The organism is Buttiauxella gaviniae ATCC 51604, assembly GCF_001654835.1.
GTDB lineage: Bacteria > Pseudomonadota > Gammaproteobacteria > Enterobacterales > Enterobacteriaceae > Buttiauxella > Buttiauxella gaviniae.
Genome location: NZ_LXEP01000017.1, coordinates 1 through 24,562, shown reverse-complemented (window position 1 = coordinate 24,562; position 24,562 = coordinate 1). Strand labels below are relative to the sequence as shown.

At 50.0% G+C, this 24,562-nt stretch carries 27 protein-coding genes; 19 read left to right on the top strand and 8 right to left on the bottom strand.

Going from position 1 to position 24,562, the window contains the following annotated elements; all coding sequences use genetic code 11:
• Positions 1–112 precede the first annotated feature (112 nt).
• Positions 113–1,396, top strand: coding sequence for a cytosine deaminase (locus tag M977_RS09375; protein WP_064514297.1), 1,284 nt, complete (start codon positions 113–115; stop codon positions 1,394–1,396).
• Positions 1,397–1,426: 30 nt separating this feature from the next.
• Here M977_RS09375 and tsgA read toward each other — a convergent pair whose 3' ends face one another.
• Positions 1,427–2,611: an MFS transporter TsgA gene (gene tsgA / locus M977_RS09370; protein ID WP_064514295.1), complete on the bottom strand. Its 1,185-nt coding sequence runs from the start codon at positions 2,609–2,611 to the stop codon at positions 1,427–1,429.
• 280 nt (positions 2,612–2,891) lie between these two features.
• Between tsgA and ppiA the strand changes: the two genes are divergently transcribed.
• From ppiA to argD, 4 genes are all read left to right on the top strand, one after another.
• Positions 2,892–3,464: a peptidylprolyl isomerase A gene (gene ppiA / locus M977_RS09365; RefSeq protein ID WP_064514292.1), complete on the top strand. Its 573-nt coding sequence runs from the start codon at positions 2,892–2,894 to the stop codon at positions 3,462–3,464.
• 107 nt (positions 3,465–3,571) lie between these two features.
• Complete coding sequence (locus M977_RS09360) at positions 3,572–4,174, top strand: putative adenosine monophosphate-protein transferase Fic (protein ID WP_064514290.1); 603 nt, start codon at positions 3,572–3,574, stop codon at positions 4,172–4,174.
• A gap of 32 nt (positions 4,175–4,206) precedes the next feature.
• Complete coding sequence (gene pabA, locus M977_RS09355) at positions 4,207–4,770, top strand: aminodeoxychorismate synthase component 2 (protein ID WP_064514288.1); 564 nt, start codon at positions 4,207–4,209, stop codon at positions 4,768–4,770.
• An 87-nt stretch (positions 4,771–4,857) separates the two neighbouring features.
• Positions 4,858–6,078, top strand: coding sequence for a bifunctional acetylornithine/succinyldiaminopimelate transaminase (gene argD / locus M977_RS09350; RefSeq protein WP_157092059.1), 1,221 nt, complete (start codon positions 4,858–4,860; stop codon positions 6,076–6,078).
• Between the two features lie 3 nt (positions 6,079–6,081).
• Here the strand turns inward: argD and M977_RS09345 are convergent, their stop codons facing one another.
• Positions 6,082–8,166, bottom strand: a complete 2,085-nt coding sequence (locus M977_RS09345) for a YccS/YhfK family putative transporter (protein ID WP_064514520.1) — start codon at positions 8,164–8,166, stop codon at positions 6,082–6,084.
• A gap of 189 nt (positions 8,167–8,355) precedes the next feature.
• Positions 8,356–8,988, bottom strand: a complete 633-nt coding sequence (gene crp, locus M977_RS09340) for a cAMP-activated global transcriptional regulator CRP (protein ID WP_034499073.1) — start codon at positions 8,986–8,988, stop codon at positions 8,356–8,358.
• Between the two features lie 315 nt (positions 8,989–9,303).
• Between crp and M977_RS09335 the strand changes: the two genes are divergently transcribed.
• Positions 9,304–9,708: an OsmC family protein gene (locus tag M977_RS09335; RefSeq protein ID WP_064514284.1), complete on the top strand. Its 405-nt coding sequence runs from the start codon at positions 9,304–9,306 to the stop codon at positions 9,706–9,708.
• A gap of 20 nt (positions 9,709–9,728) precedes the next feature.
• On the opposite strand, the gene M977_RS09330 is transcribed toward M977_RS09335, so the two are convergent.
• The 3 genes from M977_RS09330 to M977_RS09320 all read right to left on the bottom strand — a co-directional run bounded on the left by M977_RS09330 (position 9,729) and on the right by M977_RS09320 (position 11,957).
• Positions 9,729–10,607: a phosphoribulokinase gene (locus tag M977_RS09330; protein WP_064514282.1), complete on the bottom strand. Its 879-nt coding sequence runs from the start codon at positions 10,605–10,607 to the stop codon at positions 9,729–9,731.
• 113 nt (positions 10,608–10,720) lie between these two features.
• Positions 10,721–10,939, bottom strand: a complete 219-nt coding sequence (locus M977_RS09325; RefSeq protein WP_034460225.1) for a YheU family protein — start codon at positions 10,937–10,939, stop codon at positions 10,721–10,723.
• Between the two features lies 1 nt (position 10,940).
• Positions 10,941–11,957, bottom strand: coding sequence for a hydrolase (locus M977_RS09320; RefSeq protein WP_064514280.1), 1,017 nt, complete (start codon positions 11,955–11,957; stop codon positions 10,941–10,943).
• A gap of 62 nt (positions 11,958–12,019) precedes the next feature.
• On the opposite strand from M977_RS09320, the gene M977_RS09315 reads away from it, so the two are divergent.
• Positions 12,020–12,619, top strand: a complete 600-nt coding sequence (locus M977_RS09315) for a LysE family translocator (protein WP_064514278.1) — start codon at positions 12,020–12,022, stop codon at positions 12,617–12,619.
• Between the two features lie 34 nt (positions 12,620–12,653).
• Here the strand turns inward: M977_RS09315 and M977_RS09310 are convergent, their stop codons facing one another.
• A complete protein-coding gene (locus tag M977_RS09310; RefSeq protein ID WP_064514276.1) occupies positions 12,654–14,558 on the bottom strand; it encodes an ABC transporter ATP-binding protein in 1,905 nt (634 codons plus the stop codon).
• A gap of 125 nt (positions 14,559–14,683) precedes the next feature.
• On the opposite strand from M977_RS09310, the gene kefG reads away from it, so the two are divergent.
• The 4 genes from kefG (at position 14,684) to slyD (ending at position 17,948) form a co-directional block, all read left to right on the top strand.
• The gene (gene kefG, locus M977_RS09305; protein WP_064514274.1) at positions 14,684–15,235 is read left to right on the top strand and encodes a glutathione-regulated potassium-efflux system ancillary protein KefG; all 552 of its coding nucleotides are present in this window, start codon (positions 14,684–14,686) and stop codon (positions 15,233–15,235) included.
• A complete protein-coding gene (kefB, locus tag M977_RS09300; protein ID WP_064514272.1) occupies positions 15,235–17,043 on the top strand; it encodes a glutathione-regulated potassium-efflux system protein KefB in 1,809 nt (602 codons plus the stop codon). Before kefG ends, kefB begins: the two co-directional genes overlap by 1 nt.
• Before the next feature lie 14 nt (positions 17,044–17,057).
• Positions 17,058–17,258: a YheV family putative zinc ribbon protein gene (locus M977_RS09295; protein WP_064514270.1), complete on the top strand. Its 201-nt coding sequence runs from the start codon at positions 17,058–17,060 to the stop codon at positions 17,256–17,258.
• Between the two features lie 99 nt (positions 17,259–17,357).
• A complete protein-coding gene (gene slyD / locus M977_RS09290; RefSeq protein WP_064514268.1) occupies positions 17,358–17,948 on the top strand; it encodes a peptidylprolyl isomerase in 591 nt (196 codons plus the stop codon).
• A gap of 52 nt (positions 17,949–18,000) precedes the next feature.
• On the opposite strand, the gene M977_RS09285 is transcribed toward slyD, so the two are convergent.
• On the bottom strand, positions 18,001–18,219 hold the full coding sequence (locus M977_RS09285; protein ID WP_034460204.1) for a protein SlyX: 219 nt from the start codon (positions 18,217–18,219) through the stop codon (positions 18,001–18,003).
• A 226-nt stretch (positions 18,220–18,445) separates the two neighbouring features.
• Between M977_RS09285 and fkpA the strand changes: the two genes are divergently transcribed.
• From fkpA to fusA, 8 genes are all read left to right on the top strand, one after another.
• Complete coding sequence (fkpA, locus tag M977_RS09280) at positions 18,446–19,279, top strand: FKBP-type peptidyl-prolyl cis-trans isomerase (protein ID WP_064514265.1); 834 nt, start codon at positions 18,446–18,448, stop codon at positions 19,277–19,279.
• Between the two features lie 177 nt (positions 19,280–19,456).
• Positions 19,457–20,179, top strand: coding sequence for a helix-turn-helix transcriptional regulator (locus M977_RS09275; protein WP_034460202.1), 723 nt, complete (start codon positions 19,457–19,459; stop codon positions 20,177–20,179).
• Complete coding sequence (tusD, locus tag M977_RS09270; RefSeq protein ID WP_064514263.1) at positions 20,179–20,565, top strand: sulfurtransferase complex subunit TusD; 387 nt, start codon at positions 20,179–20,181, stop codon at positions 20,563–20,565. The genes M977_RS09275 and tusD overlap by 1 nt, the downstream gene beginning before the upstream one ends.
• Positions 20,565–20,924, top strand: a complete 360-nt coding sequence (tusC, locus tag M977_RS09265) for a sulfurtransferase complex subunit TusC (protein WP_064514261.1) — start codon at positions 20,565–20,567, stop codon at positions 20,922–20,924. Before tusD ends, tusC begins: the two co-directional genes overlap by 1 nt.
• A gap of 6 nt (positions 20,925–20,930) precedes the next feature.
• A complete protein-coding gene (tusB, locus tag M977_RS09260) occupies positions 20,931–21,218 on the top strand; it encodes a sulfurtransferase complex subunit TusB (protein ID WP_064514259.1) in 288 nt (95 codons plus the stop codon).
• Positions 21,219–21,344: 126 nt separating this feature from the next.
• On the top strand, positions 21,345–21,719 hold the full coding sequence (rpsL, locus tag M977_RS09255; RefSeq protein WP_003023654.1) for a 30S ribosomal protein S12: 375 nt from the start codon (positions 21,345–21,347) through the stop codon (positions 21,717–21,719).
• Between the two features lie 90 nt (positions 21,720–21,809).
• Positions 21,810–22,280: a 30S ribosomal protein S7 gene (gene rpsG / locus M977_RS09250; protein WP_034499040.1), complete on the top strand. Its 471-nt coding sequence runs from the start codon at positions 21,810–21,812 to the stop codon at positions 22,278–22,280.
• 93 nt (positions 22,281–22,373) lie between these two features.
• Positions 22,374–24,488, top strand: coding sequence for an elongation factor G (fusA, locus tag M977_RS09245; RefSeq protein ID WP_064514257.1), 2,115 nt, complete (start codon positions 22,374–22,376; stop codon positions 24,486–24,488).
• Positions 24,489–24,562: the final 74 nt, after the last annotated feature.

Below are 24,562 nucleotides of genomic sequence, written 5' to 3'. Positions count from 1 at the left end.
GTGGGTTTTTCTAAGTTGCGGAAATGTTTAGCTATTCGCGGGAAGACAATAAATGTCCCCATTTTGCCTTGTATGCTATGAAATAGGGGCGGCTAATTAACAAGGAGTGGGTATGAGCAATCTGGCGTTGGAGTTGATTCAAAATGTGCGTCTGGTCGGGCGCGAAGGCTTATGGCAAATAGCTATCGGAAATGGGCGCATCAGCACCATTAAACCAATGAGTGAAACCCAAACCGAAAGCCAGCAGGTGCTTGATGGGCGAGGCGGTCTTGCTATCCCCCCATTTATTGAGCCTCATATTCACCTTGATACCACGCAGACCGCCGGGCAACCGAGCTGGAATCAGTCAGGCACCTTATTCGAAGGCATTGAACGTTGGGCTGAACGAAAAGCGCTTCTGACGCATGAAGATGTCAAACAACGCGCCTGGCAGACGCTGAAGTGGCAGATTGCCAACGGCATTCAGTATGTCCGCACCCACGTTGATGTCTCAGACCCTACACTGACCGCGTTAAAAGCGATGCTGGAAGTGAAGCAAGAAGCGGCTCCCTGGATTGAGGTGCAAATCGTCGCCTTCCCGCAAGAAGGGATTATGTCGTACCCCAACGGGGAAGCGCTGCTTGAAGAAGCACTGCGACTGGGGGCGGATGTGGTGGGGGCAATCCCGCACTTTGAATTCACCCGTGAGTACGGCGTTGAATCGCTGCATAAAGCTTTCGCACTAGCGAAAAAGTACGATCGCCCGTTAGATATTCACTGCGATGAAATTGACGATGAACAGTCGCGGTTTGTCGAAACCGTCGCGGCACTGGCGTTGCGCGATGGCATCGGCGAGCGCGTAACCGCCAGCCATACCACGGCGATGCACTCTTACAACGGTGCTTATACTTCGCGTTTGTTCCGCTTGTTGAAAATGTCCGGGATTAACTTTGTCGCCAACCCGCTGGTAAATATTCATCTGCAAGGGCGCTTTGATGATTACCCAAAACGCCGTGGTATCACGCGGGTGAAAGAGTTACTCGAAGCGGGGATAAACGTCTGCTTTGGGCATGATGATGTGTTTGACCCTTGGTACCCGCTCGGCACCGCCAATATGTTGCAGGTGCTGCATATGGGGCTGCATGTCTGCCAGATGATGGGTTACCAGCAAATCGACGAAGGTTTGAAGCTGATTACCGATAACAGTGCACGTACGTTTGGTGTGCAAGAGTACGGTATTACTGAGGGGAATGCGGCGAACCTGATTATTCTTCCGGCCGAGAATGGCTTTGATGCGATACGCAGGCAGGTGCCGGTGCGTTGGTCAGTGCGGGAAGGGAAAGTTATTGCGACCACGCAATTGTCACAAACCTGGGTGATGCTGGATGAAGCAGAAGAGATAAAATTCGGCGGGTAAATAGACCCGCCGTTAGCTTTGCGGCTGCGGTTAGTTTACCGCTGCCACCGCGTTATGCTGGCGGTGTTTCGTCACCAGGCCGAGAATCAGGCACATGATAAATACCACTGCGTACAAGGCGTTTGAGGTTTGCAGAGCCGCGTGCGGGCCGCTGTGAGCCACAATCGGGCCGGTAACCACAAAAGTCAGCATGGTGCCGATGGTGCCGCAGGTCAGTACGAAGTTAACCAGCTTTGGCGAAGCGATTTTGGTCTGCAATGAACCCAGGGTGATTACAGAGGTGTAAATCGCGCTGGAGAAGAAGCCAAGCGCCAAAATAAACCATGCCAGATGTGCCGGTTCGCTTTTGTTAAACAGGTACATCAGAACAGTCGCTGCACCCGCCAGAACAGTCAGAATACGTTGCAGATCGAAGAAACGCAGAATAAAGCTGAACGCCCACATCCCAAACATATAAGACATCCAGAAATCGCTGACCAACTGGCCCGCATCATTGAGGTTCATACCCAGGCTTTTGGCATATTCCGGAACCCAGGAGATAAAGCCCAGCTGGCCGAGGATGTAGCATAAAGCCGCGATGGACAGGAACAGCACGCCCACACCCCATTTTTCTTTTTCGGCGACTTTTTCAGGTTGCGGTGCGTGTTTACCCAATGCCGGGAAGTCACAACCGATGGTCAGGATGAAGATAGCGACATAAACCAGACCGATGCAGACATAAACCCAATACCAGTTGATGCTACGAGCCAGCAGAATCGCGGCCACCATTGGGAAAATCATCCCTGCCATACTGAAGAAGGAGTCGGTAAACAGCAGGCGTGAACCACGCTCACGGCCTTCATACATGTGCGTAATCAGGAAGGTACCAATGGACATCGTGATACCACTGACCAGCCCAAGCACAAACATCGCGACTGAGAAAATAGTCAGGTTATCGCCAAAGATAAGCCCGGCAACGGCCAGCACCATCAGGATGAAACCAAAACGCAGCTGAGTTTTGAGCGGTACAATTTCCATTAACCAGGCATTCAGGAAGATAGAAATCAAAATGCCCACGTTCAGGAAAGTAAAGGTGTTACTCATGCTGGAAACAGGGACGTGGAAATATTCTGCGATATTGCCCATCACCATCCCGGTGACGATCACCAACGCACCAGTTAGGGCGTAGGAGAAGAAGCTGATCCATGTGAGCTTAATGCGGTTGCTGTTAGTCATGACAAGCCTGTGAATAGAAATGTAAAGTGCTTTGACAGCACTCGAGAAGAATGGATTTTAGTCAAAAACGTGACTCATTCATACAATTTATAATTCATTTGCTGCAACGACTTCAGTTTAAAGTGACCAGTGTCACGATTAATCGCGTTATATGATTATTGATTCATTTAACTTATTGATTTGTGTGAAAGTAAAAAACCGTAAATGGCTGGCGCATACTTGAGTGCGTCTTTACAATCTAGCAACTTGCCTCATTCACTGCATTCGTAAGGAATTATTCATGCTCAAATCGACTCTGGCGGCTGTAGCAACTGTGTTTGCTCTAACCGCTCTTTCTCCTGCGGCACTTGCTGCTAAAGGCGACCCACACGTCCTGTTGACCACATCAGCGGGTGAAATTGAGCTTGAGTTAAATAGCCAGAAAGCCCCAGTTTCTGTGAAAAACTTTGTGGATTACGTTAACAGCGGCTTCTACAACAACACCATTTTCCATCGCGTGATCCCGGGCTTCATGCTTCAGGGCGGCGGCTTCACTGCAGATATGAATCAGAAGCAGCCTAACCCACCGATTAAAAATGAAGCCGATAACGGCTTGCGTAATACTCGCGGTACCATTTCTATGGCGCGTACTGCCGATAAAGACAGCGCGACCAGCCAGTTCTTCCTCAATGTGGCTGATAACGCCTTCCTCGATCACGGCCAGCGCGACTTCGGTTATGCAGTATTTGGTAAAGTTGTGAAAGGGATGGACGTTGCCGATAAAATCTCTCAGGTACAAACTCATGACGTTGGCCCATACCAAAATGTGCCGTCAAAACCTGTAGTTATCCTCTCCGCGAAAGTTCTGCCTTAACAAATTCCTGCGCGGGTACCCCATGCCCGCGCAAAATCTCCCTTCCAGCACTTCTACCGATTGCTGCTTATACTTGTGGCAACTATGGGTCATGTTAGGGAGGCACCATGACAAAGAAACTGACCGACAAACAAAAGTCCCGTCTTTGGCAACAGCTGCGTAGTCGTTCATTTCAGGCTAGTTCCCGGCTGGATATTCTTGAGCCTCATGCGCAAGATGAGATTATCGCGCAGCGTGTAGAAACGATTGAACTTGGCCCGTTGCATCGCGGATTACCCTGGTTGTGTGCTATCCATCAGCAGCTTTTTCAGGATATTTTCGACTGGGCAGGCGAGCTACGAGACGTTGATATTTCCAAAGGGGAGATACAGTTCTGCCATTTCGAGTACATCGAAAATGAAGGCAACGATCTGATGCAAGAAATGGAGGACGAGCATTATCTGGTCGGTCTTTCCAGAACTGAGTTCGTTCAGCGCCTGTCGCATTACTATTGTGAAATTAACGTACTTCATCCGTTTTTTGTTGGAAGTGGTCGGGCGCAGCGCGTGTTTTTCGAGCAGTTAGCGATTCATGCCGGTTACATCCTCGATTGGAAAGACGTCTCGCCTGAAGGATGGGCAACGGCGAATCAGGCGGGAGCGTTGGGCGATCTGGCACCGCTTACTGAGATTTTCACTAAAGTCGTGAGTGAAGCGCGCGAAAGCGAATAGAATAGCGCGGTTCTTTTTACCCTGGAGCCGCGATGCTACTGCTTATCGACAATTACGACTCATTTACCTGGAACCTTTATCAATACTTTTGTGAATTAGGCGCAGAAGTGGTGGTGAAACGTAATGATGAGCTGACTCTTTCTGATATCAGTGCCCTGGCACCAGAAAAACTGGTCATCTCTCCTGGCCCTTGCACCCCCACCGAAGCCGGGATTTCACTTGCGGCGATTACTCATTTTGCCGGGCAGTTACCGATTCTCGGTGTCTGTCTTGGTCACCAGGCGATTGCTCAGGCGTTTGGTGCGAAGATTGTTCGCGCTGAAAAAGTGATGCATGGCAAAACATCCGCTATTACGCATAATAATTCTGGCGTCTTCAATGGCCTGAACAACCCTCTCACCGTCACGCGTTATCACTCTTTGGTTATCGACCCCGCAACATTACCTGACTGCTTTGACGTGACCGCCTGGACGGATAAGCAAGAGATTATGGGGATTCGTCACCGCGAGCTTGAGCTGGAAGGTGTGCAATTCCACCCGGAAAGTATTCTCAGTGAGCAGGGACACCAGCTGTTAGCCAATTTCCTTAAGTGTTGATTTTTTATTGCCAGATAATGATTTTTTATGCATATTTCATGATTATATTTTCATGTCTGTTCTTGCGTAAAAATGGGATGGCAATTAATGGCAACCGAACAATCAGCAATTACCCGCGCGACTTTTGATGAAGTGATTTTGCCGATTTATGCACCGGCGGAGTTTATCCCGGTGAAAGGGAAGGGCAGTCGGGTCTGGGATCAACAAGGTAAAGAGTACGTTGATTTTGCCGGTGGAATCGCGGTTACCGCACTTGGGCACTGCCATCCGGCGTTAGTGGAAGCGTTAAAAAGCCAGGGCGAAACCCTATGGCATACCAGTAATGTTTTCACCAATGAACCCGCACTGCGCCTGGGTAGTAAGCTGATTGACGCCACTTTTGCTGAACGCGTGCTGTTTATGAACTCTGGCACCGAAGCGAATGAAACAGCCTTTAAATTGGCCCGCTACTACGCTTCGACCCGCCATAGCCCGTATAAAACAAAGATTATCGCTTTCCATAACGCCTTCCATGGTCGTTCTCTGTTTACTGTTTCAGTGGGTGGGCAACCTAAGTATTCCGATGGTTTTGGCCCGAAACCAGCTGACATCATTCATGTGCCATTTAATGATTTGCATGCGGTAAAAGCCGTGATGGACGACCATACCTGCGCGGTCGTGGTCGAGCCGATTCAGGGTGAGGGTGGCGTTACGGCGGCAACGCCAGAGTTCTTGCAAGGCTTGCGTGACCTTTGTGATGAGCACAAAGCCTTATTGGTATTTGATGAAGTGCAGTGTGGTATGGGGCGCATCGGCGAGTTGTTCGCCTATATGCATTACGGTGTGACGCCAGATATTTTGACCAGCGCGAAGGCTCTTGGCGGTGGCTTCCCGGTCAGCGTGATGCTGACGACTCAGGAAATTGCTTCGGCGTTTCATGTCGGTACACACGGTTCAACCTACGGCGGCAATCCTCTGGCCTGCGCAGTCGCGGGCGCGGCGTTTGATATCATCAACACGCCTGAAGTGCTGAATGGCGTCACGGAAAAACGCCAGCAATTCGTCAAGCATTTGCAACAAATCGACGAGCAGTTCGACGTGTTCAGCGATATTCGCGGCATGGGTTTATTGATTGGTGCCGAGCTAAAGCCACAATACAAAGGGCGCGCGCGTGAATTTTTGTATGCGGCAGCACAGGAAGGCGTGATGGTTTTGAACGCCGGGCCAGATGTGATGCGTTTTGCCCCGGCGTTGACTGTGGAAAGTGCCGATATCGCTGACGGTATGGCGCGCTTTGCCAAAGCCGTTGCGAAGATCGTTAACGGATAATCATCAATCTGAGCGCCGCAGGCGGCTTAGCCAGATACCATGATGTGGCCGTTGACGCCATGCAACCGAAGATATGGTATGCATGGTGCTGAGATGGCCCAGTATCCTCTGCAAATGTTGTTCCATCGTACTTAATGGCCCGTTTGGAAGCCCTTCTAGCGGGTCCAAAATATTCGCGTCATTGGTTTCCCCAGGCCCATCATACTGAAGCCGCTGTTGGCATCGTTGCAGCGCAATTTCACATGACTGCAAATAGCGCTGGGCAAGATCTGGCGTCAACATATTGTGTTCGCGAGCCAAAGTCGTCATTGCGTTAATATGCTCGACAATAAACTGACTGTGCGTCACCCACAGTTTCATATCTGCCAGATAATGCGAATTAAATCCAGGTTCCTGCATCGCCTGGTTCAGGGAGTTAAACAGCGCGTTATGTGCCTGGTTGACCTTCATACGTTCATAAGCGAGCGGCGTTGGTTCGGGGTCATTACTGAGAATCAGGCGAATTGCATTTTGATCCCTTTCCAACGCATCGTGGGCGTTCTGGCGTAACAAGCCACTCTGCCATTGTGGCCACAGCCACACCATGCCGCCAAAGGCTATCAAGCAGCCTAGCAAGGTATCTATCAGGCGAGGGACGATATACTGCTCGGCACTTAATGTTATCAATTGCAGGGTATAAACGGCGGTCACCGTAAAGCCTATCGTCGCCCAGCCGTAGCTTTTGCGAATAAACAGATAGCTCACCAGCGTAATGACCAGCATCGCGCCCAGAGCAATGCTTTGCGGGAAGTGGAAGTGAAGCGCAATACCTGCGATGGCAAGGCCTGCAATGGTGCCCGCCGAACGGTGGAGAATACGAACTCGTGTGGCACCGTAGCCGTTTTGCGTCACGAACATTACCGTCATTAAAATCCAGTAGGGCTTGGGCAGATGTAAAAATGCACCCAACAGACTGGCTATCGTGAGCATCACACCCAATCTTGCTGCGTTGCGAAGCGCCGCTGACTTCAACGATAAATAACTTTTCAATGCCGCCCACAGTGGCAAACGGCGTTGCCGGTCTTCCATTAAATCACGGACATACAGCGGGCGTTGGGTGCGTAGCACGCGAGCGATACGGCTGAAGTGGTAATGGCAAAATTGCCCAACCGGGTTATCTGGATTCTGACGGGCGATTTTCTCAAGGGCGTCGATCTGTTTTTCCATCGTAAAACGCTGTGGATAACGATGGTAAAGAATGTCGTCAGCCAGTACGCGTAACCGCGCCGCGATGGTCTGAGCATTCCATCTAATAACCGCTTCTGCATGGCTTTGCTCGACGAGCTTCTGAACTTCAGCTGGTTGGTGAAGGCTTACCGAGATGTGCTCTTGCAAATCCAGTGCTACCTGGAATGCACGCAGCAAACGCTTGTAGCCGTTTTGCTGGTTTGCCGCCAGCATATGAAGCTGTTGGTAGCACTGGGTAATGAGATCCACCGCTTTTTGCTGACGAGCCAGCAGAGGAGGGAGCGCTTTTTCCGGATCGGTATGTTGAGTCAGCATGCCGTATTTTGCTTCACAGTAATCTGCCAACTGCCGATAGAGCAGGCTCAATGATTCCCGCAGTGGCTGCTCGCGCCACATCCAGAACCAAAACCAGTTAAATACGCCGTACCAAATCGTACCGGAGACATACAGCACCATCGGTTTCCAGATCGGCATATTTCCGGCCATGCTGAGTGTAAATATGGCAGCAATGAGTGATGCGGGAAGCAGACGAGCGTGCAAGGAACTGATTTCTGCCGTGACCCCAAGCAAGAGCGCCATCACGACCAATATCACCGGCAACGGTACGGAGGTATAAAGTAATAAAAGCTGCATGATCAGACTGCTGATGGCAAAAAGGCTGCCGCCAACAATCAGACGTTTGAAGAAGCGCTTATGTGGAGTATCAAGGCCCGCAATATTGCAACAGGCAGGAACTAACGAGAAAAGCAGGCCAGACTGGAGATCGCCGACGAGCAAACCTACTGCCACCGGAAGGCACAGCACCAGCGTTTGTCGCAGTGCGTAGTTAACTTCAGGATGGTAGATCAGCCGTCGCCACATTTGCTCGTCATACTTCAAGTTGCAGGGTTGTTGGTTGTACTCAGTCACACCAGTCACTCACTTTAGTAAGCTCCTGGGGATTCCTGAGCTTACCGCCTACCTGCAACATGAATTATTTAGAGCAAGTGAGGGAAGTGTAGAGACAAAAAAGGCGTGTTATGAAGCAACACGCCATTTTTTAGACGGAGATTAACGAGTGCCGTATACGACGATCGTTTTACCGTGAGCGGAGATCAGATTTTGATCTTCCAGCATTTTCAAGATACGACCAACAGTTTCGCGAGAGCAACCCACGATCTGACCGATTTCCTGACGGGTAATTTTAATCTGCATACCGTCTGGGTGGGTCATTGCATCAGGTTGTTTAGCCAGGTTCAGCAGCGTCTGCGCGATACGACCAGTCACATCCAGGAATGCCAGGTTACCCACTTTCTCAGATGTAACTTGCAGACGGCTAGCCATTTGTGAAGACAGGCGCATCAGAATGTCTGGGTTGACCTGGATCAGCTGGCGGAATTTTTTATAAGAAATTTCAGCCACTTCACAGGCACTTTTAGCACGAACCCAGGCACTACGTTCCTGACCTTCTTCGAACAGCCCTAACTCACCAATGAAATCGCCCTGATTTAGATAGGAGAGGATCATTTCCTTGCCCTCTTCATCTTTAATCAGAACAGCCACAGAGCCCTTGACGATGTAATACAGCGTCTCTGCTTTCTCACCTTGGTGAATGAGTGTGCTCTTCGATGGATACTTATGAATGTGGCAATGGGACAAGAACCATTCGAGAGTCGGGTCTGTTTGCGGTTTGCCAAGCACCATGCGCGGTTATCCTCTGTTTTATAACTGGCTACCAACGACAGGACGCTAAACATCCTGTCTGGCGTTGCAAGTAATTAGAATATTCCCCACCTTGGGGAGATGGCATGCAAGTCATTCTTGCTGCCTGTAATTAGTGATGTCCTCTGCATACATGCATTACGTCAATGTATCGATGTAGCATCTGGATTGTTTTAGCATAGCTTTTGGCAAGTGTCTCCTGTTGTCTCGTTTCAGCTTGACGCATGTCGCCTTCCGTTGCCAGATTTGCTGAATCTGCGTACTCTGAAAGGTAATTTTTCTACAGGAGTAAGCAGCATGCAGGCACGAGTGAAATGGGTTGAAGGGTTTACCTTCCTGGGCGAGTCCGCTTCAGGGCACCAGATCCTTATGGATGGCAATTCTGGTGATAAAGCACCAAGCCCAATGGAAATGGTGCTGATGTCCGTTGGCGGTTGCAGTGCAATTGACGTAGTTTCTATTTTGCAAAAAGGCCGCTACGCCGTGACCGACTGCGAAGTGAAATTGACCTCTGAGCGCCGTGAAGAGGCTCCGCGTTTGTTTACGCACATCAATCTGCATTTCATCGTGACAGGCAAAGAGCTAAAAGATGCTGCAGTTTCCCGCGCAGTAGACCTCTCTGCTGAGAAATACTGCTCTGTAGCACTGATGCTTGAAAAAGCGGTCAACGTTACTCATAGCTATGAAGTGATTGATGCTTAGTGTGTAAAACAGGGCGGTGATTAGCCGCCCTGATTAATGTTTCGCCCTTCCGCCAGTCGCTTAACGAGCGGCGTCATAATTAATTCCATTGCCAGACCCATTTTGCCGCCCGGCACCACCAAAGTATTGATGTGGGAAATAAACGACCCTTGCAGCATGGCAAGCAAATACGGGAAATCGATGTCATCCAGCCCGCGAAAATGAATCACCACAAAACTTTCATCCAGAGAAGGGATGCCGCGAGCCGCAAATGGGTTAGACGTATCAACAGTTGGGACGCGCTGGAAGTTGATATGGGTGCGGGAGAATTGCGGTGTGATGTAATTGATATAGTCGTCCATAGAACGAACCACAGAATCCATTACCGCTTCTCGGGAATGCCCGCGCTCGCTGGTATCGCGCACTAACTTTTGTATCCACTCCAGGTTCACAATCGGTACTACACCAACCAGCAAGTCGACGGCTTTAGCCACATCGTGCTGTGGCGTAACTACACCGCCGTGCAAACCTTCATAAAACAAAACATCAGTGGGTTCTGGCAATGGCTGCCATGGCGTAAAGGTTCCGGGGATTTGGTTCCAGGGTACGGCTTCATCGTAAGTATGTAGATACTTGCGTGACTTACCCTGCCCGGTTCTGCCGTACTCAATGAACGTCTGTTCAAGCAAACCAAAGTCATTGGCTTCCGGGCCGAAATAGCTGATATGGCGCCCCAGGTCGCGTGCTTTACGAATAGCCATATCCATTTCAGGACGAGTGAAACGATGGAAACTGTCACCTTCGACTTCCGCTGCACGTAAATTGAGTTGCTGGAAGATTTTACGGAAGGCAAGGCTGGTTGTTGTCGTTCCCGCGCCGCTGGAACCTGTTACGGCAATAACCGGATGTTTGGCTGACATAAGGCAACAACTCCATGGGTGATAGCAAGTGTGTGTAAGTAAGGGCTGGCCCTCACCCTCAGGGAGATAGCTGGGTGAGGGTGGTTTTATTATGCAGTATAGAAGTTAAACGCTTAGCCGCGAAACTGCCCGCGAGCCATAATATTCACCGTTTCATGGAGTTCCGACCATACCAGCACGGCCTCACCGCTTTGCAGTTGGCGCTTAACGTCAGCCACCTTTTGCTCGAGTGAACGCTCTTGTTCACCATAATCTGTGCCTTCGCGTAATACAAAGGATTCAATCAGATTATCAAGCGTTTCGGGAGGCAAGTCTTGCCAGGGAATCATCATATTACTGGTCCAAAAATTGAGACAGCCACTGCGGGATACGTTGCTCAAGCCACATTTCAGGGCGCCGTAACGTGCCACCCACAAACCCAACATGCCCGCCGTATCGCGTGAGTTGATACTCGATATTGGCAGGTAAGATAGCTTTATCGGGGATCACATGGTGATCCATAAACGGGTCATCTTTTGCGTGGATGATGAGCGTCGGCGTTTTGATTTGTGGCAGCAGCGGCATAGCGCTGCACTGGCGGTAATAATCGATAGCGTCAGCAAAGCCGTGAATCTTTGAGGTAATCAAATCGTCAAACTCGCGCAGACGACGCATTCCTTTAAGCTGACGCATATCTACCGGGAGTGTGCCCGGATAGCTTCTTAACTTACGCGCGGCATTCTTCTTCAGCAGATTTAAAAGATAGTGCTGATAAACGCGTGAGAAGCCTTTTTCGATATGTGCGCTGCAATGTTCAAGCATCAGAGGGGCTGAAACCACTACACCGGCCTGAAGCGTACAATCGGCACCCTGTTTTGCCATCAGGCAGGCGAGCATGTTGCCGCCGAGAGAAAAACCGACCGCCGCCGTTGGCACTTTGCCATAACGGGTACTGAGCCAGTTAAGGAAGTAACTTCCATCTTCCGTTTCACCGGAGTGGTAGATACGCTTCATGCGATTAGGTACACCACTGCAACCACGGAAATGCATTACCACGCCTAACCAGCCTTGCTTGCTGGCGGCCTCGATTAAACCGTGAGCGTATGGGCTGTGCAGGCTACCTTCGAGTCCATGAAAAACGACTAACCGTGGTTTATGCATTGCCTGGCGCGGGTCCTCGCTCCAGGCAAGATCGACAAAATCCCCGTCCGGCATGTCAAGACGCTGCCAGTGAGGTTTGAAATTGAGGCGACGGCGAATCAAACGCGGAAGCATGGTTTGCAGGTGTGGATTACTCACACCCTTCAACGGACGAAATTGCTCATCTTCTTCGTGATTAAAATTCAATACTGCGGGACTTGTCGTAGCCATATCACACTGTTAGTTTCATTTAGTTTGCTAATTAACTTTACGGGGTGTGGAACACCCATTTCATGGAAACGCTTTTTTTCTCAATGCTGGGCTTTCTCTGGGTTGCTGCTATCACACCTGGCCCAAACAATATGCTACTCACTTCATCCGGGGCGAATTACGGATTCCTGCGCACCATACCATTGATGATAGGCATTATGCTGGGAATGCAATGCATTCTATTGCTGGTGGCGTTTGGCGTCGGTAGCTTAATCCTTTTATATCCAGCTTTGCACCTTATCCTGAAGATTGCCGGGAGTGCTTACCTATTATGGCTGGCCTGGAAAATCGGCTCTGCAGCCTATGAAAAACTGGAAACGGATGCACCGCCACCTGAACCGATTCCTTTCTGGCAGGGCGGTTTATTACAGGTTATCAACCCTAAAGCATGGTTGATGGCGCTAGGCGCAGTAGCAAGTTTCAGCCTTGCAGGTTCCCAGTATCTGCACTCGGTTGTGTTAATCAGTATTGGTATTGCACTGGTTAACATTGTCGCAGGCATCATCTGGATTGCCTTTGGCAGCATGATTGGCACATTGCTTCGTAGCCGCCGCGCCTGGACAATCTTCAACGTATTTATGGGATTGCTGACGGCTGCGTGCGTGCTGCTGATTTGGCATTGAGTCGTTTGGCCTCATTTTTAGTGAGGCCAAATAGTCATTCGGCCTGCATCATCTGTTCTAACTGATCATGCGCATCAAGCCATTCCATCTCACATTCTTCCAGAGCTGACTTCACTTTCACCTGAGTTTGCAGGCATTCGGTCATTTCTGCTTTGCGACTTTGGTCGTAAATGGCGCTGTCAGCCAGCTTTTCTTCGACTTGAGCAAGCTGCACATTTAACTTTTCCATCTGCTTTTCAAGCGTGGTGATTTGCTTACGCAATGGTTGAGTTAGCGTGCGTAATTCGGCTTCGCGGCGTTTTTGGTCTTTACGTGCCTGGGCGCTGTTGGCGTTATCTTTCGCGGAATCGTCGGGCTGGTTTTCCTGCTTTTGCAGATCCACAAGCCACTGTTGATAATCCTCCAGATCGCCATCAAACGCTTCCACTTTGCCATCGTGAACCAGGTAGAGATCGTCGGTAGTTGAACGCAACAGGTGACGGTCGTGCGATACCACAACCAGCGCGCCTTCGAAATCAATCAACGCTTCGGTCAGCGCTTGACGCATGTCGAGATCAAGGTGGTTGGTCGGTTCATCGAGCAGCAGCAGGTTGGGGCGCTGCCACACAACCAATGCCAGAACCAGACGCGCTTTTTCACCACCAGAGAAGCGAGCTGTTTGCTCGGTGACTTTATCGCCCCGGAAGCCGAAACCGCCGAGATAATCACGCAACTGCTGTTCAGACTCTTTCGGTGCGATACGTGCAAGATGTTGAAGTGGGGATTCGTCAGCGCGTAAATATTCCAACTGATGCTGAGCGAAGTAGCCTAGCTTGATGCCTTTTGCCAAGCCGATATCACCCTGCAACGGTTTGATTTCTTCCGCCAGCAGTTTGATAAGCGTTGATTTACCAGCACCGTTGCGACCGAGCAAACCAATGCGCGAGCCAGGCACCAGATTCAGTTTGATGGAATCAAGGATCACTCGCTCGCCATAACCAGCACTGACTTTTTCCATTCGCAATAGCGGATTCGGCAAGCTTTCTGGCTCGCGGAAACTGAAGTGGAACGGGTTGTCGACGTGTGCCGGCGCAATCAATTCCATGCGCTCGAGCATCTTCACCCGGCTCTGCGCTTGTTTTGCTTTGCTGGCTTTGGCTTTGAAACGATCGATAAAGCTTTGCAAGTGAGCAACACGCTCCTGCTGGCTTTCATACATCGACTGCTGCTGAGCAAGGCGCGTCGCGCGTTGGCCTTCAAACGAAGAGTAGTTGCCGGTGTATTCAAACATCGACTCTTGTTCGATATGAATAATTTTGCCCACCACCGGGTCAAGGAAGTCACGGTCGTGAGAAATCAGAATCAATGTGCCTTGATAACTTTTCAGCCAGCGCTCAAGCCAGATTACGGCGTCTAAATCCAGGTGGTTGGTTGGTTCATCAAGCAGAAGTAAATCTGAGCGGCAGATCAGTGCTTGTGCCAGGTTCAGGCGCATACGCCAGCCACCGGAAAAATCACTGACCGGGCGTTCAAGTTGTTCATTGCTGAAGCCTAAACCGTGCAGAAGGCTCGACGCACGTGAGCGAATCGTCCATGCATCAACCGCATCGAGCTTGCCGTGCACCAGTGCAATTTCATGGCCATCGTTGCGCTCATTGGCTTTTGCCAGTTCCGCTTCAAGCTGGCGGAATTCACGGTCGCCATCAATAACATATTCAATGGCTGGCATCGCCAGTGCAGGGGTTTCCTGGTTTACCCAGGCCAACGCCCAGTTACCAGGATAGGTCATACTTCCGCCATCGGCGCTGATCTCGTTCTTCAGCAGCGCCAGCAGCGTGGATTTACCGCAGCCGTTTTTACCCACCAGACCCACTTTCTGGCCCGGATTGATGGTAGCGGTGGCGTTATCCAGCAGAACGCGGGTACCGCGACGAATTTGTAACGAGGAGAAAACAATCATAAAGCGCCGTATGTTCAGAGTATGTTAAATTGTCATTATATTAAGGTAACGTGATGCTATCGGCACCGCGTCGGGCTGCATGGTAGCCCAAAAAAATCACTATGACGACGCCCTGGAGGGTAATGATGTCGCAGCCGCCGAAAGTTTTGCTGCTATATGCCCATCCGGAGTCACAAGACTCGGTCGCAAACCGCGTCTTACTCCAGCCGGCGCAGCAGCTTGCCAATGTCACTGTGCATGATCTTTATGCGCACTATCCTGACTTTTTTATTGATATCTATCGCGAGCAGGCATTACTGCAAGAGCATGATGTCATCGTCTTTCAACATCCGCTTTATACCTATAGCTGCCCCGCATTGCTAAAAGAGTGGCTGGATCGCGTGTTGAGCCGTGGCTTCGCAAGTGGTGTCGGAGGTACCGCTCTGGCGGGAAAGTATTGGCGTAGTGTGATTACCACCGGAGAGCCAGAAGGCGCTTATCGGCACGATGGTTTTAACCGCTTCCCACTGACCGATATTTTACGTCCCTTTGAACTCACTGCCGCCATGTGCCGTATGCACTGGATGAACCCGATGATTGTTTACTGGGCACGTCGGCAATCTCCCCAGGAGCTTGCCAGCCATGCGAAAGCTTATGGTGAATGGTTGGCTTCACCGACATTACCGGGAGGCCGCTGATGGAAGGTTCTGACGTATTACTGGCCGGAGTGCTGTTTTTGTTTGCTGCTGTAGTTGCCGTACCTATTGCCGCCCGTTTAGGGATTGGCGCAGTGCTGGGCTATTTGCTGGCAGGTATTGCAATTGGGCCGTGGGGATTAGGATTTATCAGCGATGTAGATGAAATCCTTCACTTCTCGGAATTGGGCGTTGTATTCCTGATGTTTATCATCGGGCTGGAACTGAACCCTTCCAAACTTTGGCAACTTCGGCGTTCGATATTTGGTGTCGGTGCGGCACAAGTATTACTCAGTGCCACGATCCTGGCTGGGCTGCTGATGTTGACTCAGTTTTCCTGGCAAGCCGCGGTAATTGGCGGGATTGGCCTGGCGATGTCATCAACGGCGATGGCGCTACAGCTGATGCGTGATAAAGGTATGAATCGCAACGAGTCTGGGCAGCTTGGTTTTTCTGTGTTGCTGTTTCAGGACTTGGCGGTCATTCCGGCGATTGCGCTAGTGCCGTTGTTGGCCGGTAATGACGGCGGGCATACCGACTGGATAAAGATCGGCTTCAAAGTACTGGCTTTTGCGGGGATGTTGGTTGGCGGGCGTTATCTGCTGAAACCGGTATTTCGCTTTATTGCGGGTTCCGGCGTGCGCGAAGTCTTTACAGCGGCGGCATTACTGTTGGTGTTGGGGTCAGCATTATTTATGGATGCGCTGGGCTTCTCAATGGCGCTTGGGACGTTTATTGCCGGCGTGTTATTGGCAGAAAGCGAATACCGGCACGAACTGGAAATCGCGATTGATCCTTTTAAAGGATTATTGCTCGGCTTGTTCTTTATCTCCGTTGGCATGGCATTAAATCTCGGCGTGCTTTACACCCATATCTTCTGGGTTGTTTTAGGCGTAGTGGTGTTGGTGGCGGTTAAAGCCGGCGTACTGTATGGCCTGTCGTGGTTTTTCGGTTTGCGCAGCTCCGAGCGACTACAGTTTTCAGGCGTGCTAAGCCAAGGCGGGGAGTTCGCATTCGTACTTTTCTCTACGGCTTCATCACAAAAGCTGTTCAGCGGTGACCAAATGCCACTGTTGCTGGTGACGGTTACACTTTCAATGATGACCACGCCACTGCTGATGAAAGGCGTTGATGCCATTCTGGCGCGGCGATTTAATGTTGCTGACGACGAAAACGATGAAAAGCCTTACGTTGAAGACGATCAGCCGCAAGTCATTATTGTCGGCTTTGGGCGTTTTGGGCAGGTGATTGGCCGCTTGCTGATGGCGAACAAAATGCGCATTACTGTTCTTGAGAGAGACATTAGCTCAGTCAGTCTGATGCGTAAATATGGCTATAAAGTCTATTACGGCGATGCCACGGAGCTTGAGTTGCTGCGTTCGGCAGGAGCGGAGACCGCAAAGTCTATCGTTATCACCTGTAATGAGCCGGAAGACACAATGAAAGTCGTCCATTTGTGTCAACAACACTTTCCACACCTGGCGATACTGGCGCGAGCCCGTGGTCGTGTAGAAGCGCATGAATTGTTGCAAGCTGGAGTGACACAGTTCTCACGTGAAACTTTCTCCAGTGCGCTCGAATTAGGTCGCAAGGCGCTGATGACATTGGGGATGCATCCTCATCAGGCGCACCGCGCGCAGCTTCATTTCCGCCGTCTGGATATGAGCATGCTGCGTGAGTTAATGCCGATTCATACTGATAACGCACAAATTTCCAGGGTGCGTGAAGCGCGTCGTGAGTTAGAAGAGATTTTCGAACGCGAGATGCAGCAAGAGCGTCGGCAGTTCGATGGTTGGGATGAATTTGAATAAATAAGGTGAAGCGAATGCCGGTGCGTAAACGTTTTATTGCCGGGGCTGTTTGCCCCGAATGCCAGGAGCGAGATTCCCTCGCGATGTGGCGTGAGAATAATGTCGATATTGTTGAGTGTGTTAAGTGCGGCCACCAAATGCGTGAGGCGGATAAGCAAGTTCGTGAGCATGTTCGCGAACAAGAGCAAGTCATTGGGATTTTTCATCCGGACTAGCGAGATGCTCCAGCTTTTTTTAAGCTTAGGGGTACACCGGCGCTAAATTCCGCTACAATCGGCGCCAGTTTTTTTTCTCACGCTCGCTCAGGAGATATCATGAAAGTAGCAAAAGACCTGGTGGTCAGCCTGGCTTACCAGGTACGTACAGAAGACGGTGTGTTGGTTGATGAGTCTCCGGTGAGTGCGCCGCTGGACTATCTGCATGGTCACGGCTCCCTGATTTCAGGTCTGGAAACTGCGCTGGAAGGTCACGTTGTTGGTGATCGTTTCGACGTGAATGTTGGCGCAAATGACGCTTACGGCCAGTATGACGAAAACCTGGTGCAACGCGTTCCTAAAGACGTGTTCATGGGCGTTGATGAGCTGGAAGTTGGTATGCGCTTTATGGCTGACACCGACCAGGGCCCAGTACCAGTTGAAATTACTGGCGTTGAAGATGAGCACGTTGTTGTTGATGGCAACCACATGCTGGCAGGTCAAAACCTGAGCTTCAACGTAGAAGTTATCGCAATTCGCGAAGCAACTGCTGAAGAACTGGCTCATGGCCACGTTCACGGCGAACATGATCATCACCACGATCACGACCATGAAGGTGGTTGCTGTGGTGGTCACGGTCACGGCGACGACCATGAACATGAACATGGTAAAGGCGGTTGTGGCGGTAATGGCGGTTGCGGTTGCCACTAATCTGCGAAAGATAAAAAAAGGCGTGTCACTGACACGCCTTTTCTTTTGGTAACTAGTAATGCGGAGGTGGAGTCTCTTCGGCTTCTGATGCCACCATCGAAGGCTGGCTGGCTTTTAGTTTTTCAACTAGCAAGCGGAAATGCTCGCGCAGTTTGACCATCTCTAATTCATGAGCCGTTACCGTCTGATTTAACTCTTCTATAGTAATCTCCTGGAAAGCAAGACGACTCTCAAGTTCTTCTAGCCGTTGTTCGGTCGATTTCTGTTGCATGGCTAATACTCCTGGCCTGCGGATGGACAATTTCTGGCGATTCTACTGAAAAATTCTGCACGGTACAGCGTCGTTTTGCTCAGGACGAAACTTCTTTATACAAAAAGAGTCTGAATTTGTCTCGATAAGGCGCGGAGAGATTGTGTAGATTTCTTCCACGACGTTATAGTACGTCTCTTAGTTGATAATAACCTTGGGGTTAGAGGCCCCGGCCCTGGAGAAATGGATGAAATCACTGTTTAAAGTAACGCTACTGGCGACCACGATGGCCGTTGCCCTGAGCGCTCCGGCGTTCGCTGCCCCTGCGACTCCGGCTGCTGCTAAAGATGCTGCTGCCCCTGCGGCACCAGCTGCAAGCAACGCAGCATTCAAAAATGACGACCAGAAATCTGCGTACGCATTAGGTGCTTCGCTGGGCCGTTATATGGAAAACTCTCTGAAAGAACAAGAAAAGCTGGGGATCACGCTGGACAAGAACCAGCTTATCGCCGGCGTTCAGGATGCATTTGCTGACAAGAGCAAATTATCCGATCAGGAAATTGAGCAGACTCTGCAAGCTTTCGAAGCTCGCGTGAAGTCTTCCGCTCAAGCGAAAATGGAAAAAGACGCTAAAGAAAACGCGGATAAAGGCAAAGCCTTCCGTGATACTTTCGCAAAAGAGAAAGGTGTTAAAACTTCTTCTACTGGCCTGATGTATAAAATCGACAAAGCCGGTACAGGTGAAGCACCAACCGACAGCGACACTGTTGTTGTGAACTACAAAGGTACGCTTATCGACGGTAAAGAGTTCGACAACTCTTACACCCGTGGCGAGCCACTCTCTTTCCGTCTTGACGGTGTTATCCCAGGCTGGACTGAAGGCCTGAAAAACCTGAAGAAAGGCGGGAAAATCAAACTGGTTATTCCACCAGAACTGGCTTATGGTAAAACTGGCGTTCCGGGAATTCCGGCTAACTCCACACTGGTATTCGACGTTGAGCTGCTGGATATTAAACCAGCGCCTAAAGCAGACGCGAAACCAGAAGCCGCTCCAGAAGCTGATGCAGCTAAGAGCAAATAAGGCATTATTAACCGCCGTCCTCAGGGGCGGCGGTTTTTTATTTGAGGCAGGATATAATAAAAGCTGGAAAGCGCCTCTTACGCTGTATTACCTTAGCAGGCTGCGCAACAACGAGTATGAGTCTGCCCTGACACCATTTAAGCGCGACAGGCTCTCTGTAGAGGGTGGTATCTTTAAATGTCCAATTCGCTTTTAACCAATGAAACCAGTGAGCTTGATTTACTGGACCAGCGTCCTTTCGAACAAACCGACTTTGAAATATTAAAATCCTACGAAGCGGTGGTGGACGGGTTAGCGATGCTGATTGGTTCTCACTGTGAAATTGTGTTGCACTCGCTGCAAGATCTGAAGTGTTCCGCTATTCGCATCGCAAATGGTGAACACACTGGGCGCAAAATTGGCTCGCCGATTACCGATCTTGCCTTACGTATGCTGCATGATATGACTGGTGCGGATAGTAGCGTTTCCAAATGCTATTTCACCCGTGCAAAAAGCGGTGTCCTGATGAAGTCAGAGACTATTGCCATTCGTAACCGTGATGAACGTGTTATCGGCTTATTGTGTATCAACATCAATCTTGATGTTCCATTCTCGCAAATTATGTCGACGTTTATTCCGCCAGAAACGCCTGAAGTGGCTTCATCGGTGAACTTTGCATCCTCAGTTGAAGATCTGGTTATGCAGGCGCTGGAATTCACGATTGAAGAAGTGAATGCCGATCGCAATGTGTCCAACAACGCCAAGAATCGGCAGATTGTGCTGAACCTTTACGAGAAAGGTATCTTTGATATCAAAGATGCGATTAACCAGGTTGCCGATCGTTTGAATATTTCTAAGCACACGGTTTATCTCTATATCCGTCAATTCAAAAACGGTGATTTCCAGGGGCAGGATAAGTAATGCGTTTTGCCATCCTGGTGACAGGACCAGCTTATGGTACGCAGCAGGCGAGTAGTGCGTTGCAGTTTTCTCAGGCCGTTATTGCTCAAGGGCACACATTAGAAAGCGTGTTCTTCTACCGCGAAGGTGTTTATAACGCAAACCTTCTTACATCCCCTGCAAATGATGAATTTGATATTGTTCGCGCGTGGCAGCAACTCAATGAACAGCATGGTGTTGAATTGCATATCTGTGTTGCAGCGGCGCTGCGTCGCGGTGTTACTGACGCAGAGCAAGCTAAACAGCTCGGTTTACCTTGTCATAATATGCAGCCTGGCTTCACCCTTAGTGGGTTAGGGGCACTGGCTCAGGCTTCGTTGAGCTGTGATCGGACGGTACAATTCTGATGAAGCGTGTAGCATTCGTATTTCAATCAGCACCACATGGAAGCGCCAGCGGGCGTGAAGGGCTTGATGCCTTACTTGCCACATCAGCACTAACCGAAGACATCGGCGTGTTTTTCATTGGCGACGGGGTTATGCAACTGATACCAGATCAGCAACCAGGCCTTATCCTCTCCAGAGACTACATCGCGACATTCCGCGTGCTGCCGTTGTACGATATCGAGCAGTGTTATCTCTGCGCGACTTCGATCCGTGAACGAGGGTTATCGCCAGAAAGAAACTGGGTTCTCGATGCTAAACCGCTTGAGCCTGATGCATTGTGCGAAATGCTGCATCAATTTGATGTGGTGCTAACCTTCTGAGGCGACATGCTGCATATTTTACAACACTCACCTTTTCAGACCGATTTTGAATCGTTGCTGCGCTGTGTGAAGCATGGTGATGAACTTTTATTACGGCAAGATGCGGTCATTGCAGCCCTCTCAGGGACCAAAGCCCTTGATTTACTGCTCTCAGCCCCCATTACTGTGTATGCTCTGCAGGAAGATATCGAGGCTCGCGGCTTAACTACTCAAATTTCAACCGGTGTAGGCAAGGTCAGCTATACTGACTTCGTTGCATTGACGGTTAAACACGAACAACATATTTCCTGGTAAAATCCAGGATTGTTGTATATTTCTTGACACCTTTTCGGCTCAGCCCTAAAATTCTGCGTCCTCATATTATATGAGGCCGTTTTATTACGTGTTTACGAAGCAAAAGCTAAAACCAGGAGCTATTTAATGGCAACAGTTAACCAGCTGGTACGCAAACCACGCGCTCGCAAAGTTGCAAAAAGCAACGTGCCTGCGCTGGAAGCCTGCCCGCAGAAACGTGGCGTATGTACTCGTGTATATACTACCACTCCTAAGAAACCAAACTCCGCACTGCGTAAAGTATGCCGTGTGCGTTTGACTAACGGTTTTGAAGTTACCTCCTACATCGGTGGTGAAGGTCACAACCTGCAGGAACACTCAGTGATCCTGATCCGTGGTGGTCGTGTAAAAGACTTGCCAGGTGTTCGTTACCACACCGTTCGTGGTGCACTTGACTGCTCCGGCGTTAAAGACCGTAAGCAATCTCGTTCCAAGTATGGCGTGAAACGTCCTAAGGCTTAATGGTTTCCGTTAAGTAAGGCCAAACGTTTTAAATAAATGTCAAACTCAATAGAGTTTTGGACAACCCTGAATTAACAACGGAGTATTCCCATGCCACGTCGTCGCGTCATTGGTCAACGTAAAATTCTTCCAGATCCTAAGTTCGGATCAGAGTTGCTGGCCAAATTTGTAAACATTCTGATGGTAGATGGTAAGAAATCTACTGCTGAATCTATCGTGTATACCGCGCTGGAGACCCTGGCTCAGCGTTCTGGTAAACAAGCACTGGAAGCTTTCGAAGTCGCTCTGGACAACGTTCGTCCGACTGTCGAAGTTAAGTCCCGCCGTGTTGGTGGTTCTACTTATCAGGTTCCAGTAGAAGTACGTCCGGTTCGTCGTAATGCTCTGGCAATGCGTTGGATCGTAGAAGCTGCTCGTAAACGCGGTGATAAATCCATGGCTCTTCGCCTGGCGAACGAACTTTCTGATGCTGCAGAGAACAAAGGTACTGCAGTTAAGAAACGTGAAGACGTTCACCGTATGGCTGAAGCCAACAAGGCGTTCGCTCACTACCGTTGGTAATCCCTTCGGAGTGTTAGTCACCAAGCGGGCGCTTCATGTGAGCTGCCCGCTTTGGGTTACTTAAATGAACGTCCTAGGATATAGAGGAATCAAATGGCTCGTAAAACACCCATTGAGCGTTACCGTAACATTGGTATCAGTGCTCACATCGACGCCGGTAAGACTACTACTACCGAACGTGTTCTGTTCTACACCGGTGTAAACCACAAAATCGGTGAAGTTCATGATGGCGCAGCCACTATGGACTGGATGGAGCAGGAGCAGGAACGTGGTATTACCATCACGTCTGCTGCGACCACCTGTTTCTGGTCTGGTATGGCCAAACAGTTCGAACCACACCACATCAACATCATCGACACCCCAGGGCACGTTGACTTCACCATCGAAGTTGAACGTTCCATGCGTGTTCTTGATGGTGCGGTAATGGTTTACTGTGCTGTTGGTGGTGTTCAGCCACAGTCTGAGATCGTATGGCGTCAGGCAAACAAATATAAAGTTCCACGTATCGCGTTCGTTAACAAAATGGACCGTATGGGTGCTAACTTCCTGAAAGTTGTTGACCAGATCGAAAAACGTCTGGGCGCAACTCCGGTGCCTCTGCAACTGGCAATCGGCGCGGAAGAGAAATTCACCGGTGTTGTTGACCTGGTGAAAATGAAAGCCATCAACTGGAATGAAGCCGATCAGGGCGTGACCTTCGAATACGAAGAGATCCCAGCTGATATGCAGGAACTGGCCGAAGAATGGCGCCAGAAACTGGTTGAAGCCGCTGCTGAAGGTTCTGACGAACTGATGGAGAAATTCTTTGGTGGCGAAGAGCTGACTGAAGAAGAGATCAAAACTTCTCTGCGTAAGCGCGTACTGAACAACGAAATTATCTTGGTTACCTGTGGTTCTGCATTTAAGAACAAAGGTGTTCAGGCGATGCTGGATGCGGTTGTTGAATATCTGCCAGCTCCAACTGACGTTACTGTGATTAACGGTATGCTGGACGACGGTAAAGACACTCCGGCTGTTCGTCACTCAGACGACAACGAGCCGTTTGCTGCTTTGGCGTTCAAAATCGCAACTGACCCGTTTGTTGGTAACCTGACCTTCTTCCGCGTTTACTCTGGCGTTGTTAACTCTGGCGACACCGTGTTCAACCCGGTGAAATCAGCACGTGAGCGTCTGGGCCGTATCGTTCAGATGCACGCTAACAAACGTGAAGAGATCAAAGAAGTTCGCGCGGGCGATATCGCTGCAGCTATTGGTCTGAAAGAAGTGACTACCGGTGATACCCTGTGTGATCAGGACAATGTGATCATTCTGGAGCGTATGGAATTCCCTGAACCGGTAATTTCTATCGCTGTTGAACCGAAAACCAAAGCTGACCAAGAAAAAATGGGTCTGGCTTTGGGTCGTCTGGCTAAAGAAGATCCATCATTCCGCGTATGGACTGATGAAGAAACTAACCAGACTATCATCGCTGGTATGGGTGAGCTTCACCTCGACATCATCGTTGACCGTATGAAACGTGAATTCAACGTTGAAGCTAACGTTGGTAAACCTCAGGTTGCTTACCGTGAAGCGATTCGCGCGAAAGTTACCGATGTTGAAGGTAAACACGCTAAGCAGTCTGGTGGTCGTGGTCAGTACGGTCATGTTGTTATCGACATGTACCCACTGGAGCCGGGCTCGAATCCGAAAGGTTACGAGTTCGTCAACGACATCAAAGGTGGTGTGATCCCAACGGAATACATCCCTGCTGTTGATAAAGGCATCCAGGAACAGCTGAAGTCTGGTCCTCTGGCGGGTTACCCAGTAGTAGATCTCGGCGTGCGTCTGCACTTCGGTTCTTACCACGACGTTGACTCCTCTGAACTGGCGTTTAAACTGGCCGCTTCTATTGCCTTCAAAGATGGCTTTAAGAAAGCGAAACCAGTTCTGCTTGAGCCTATCATGAAGGTTGAAGTTGAAACTCCGGAAGAGAACACCGGTGACGTTATCGGTGACCTTAGCCGTCGTCGTGGTCAGCTGAAAGGTCAAGAATCTAACGCTACTGGCGTTCAGATTCACGCTGAAGTTCCGTTGTCTGAAATGTTCGGTTACGCAACTCAACTGCGTTCACTGACCAAAGGTCGTGCATCTTACTCCATGGAATTCCTGAAGTATGATGATGCGCCAAACAACGTTGCTCAGGCCGTAATCGAAGCTCGCGGCAAATAAGCCCAGAGTTTTAAAAAACATTGATCCCGTGCTCTCTCCTTGAGGGGAGAGCGCAACAGTAAGGAATATAGCCG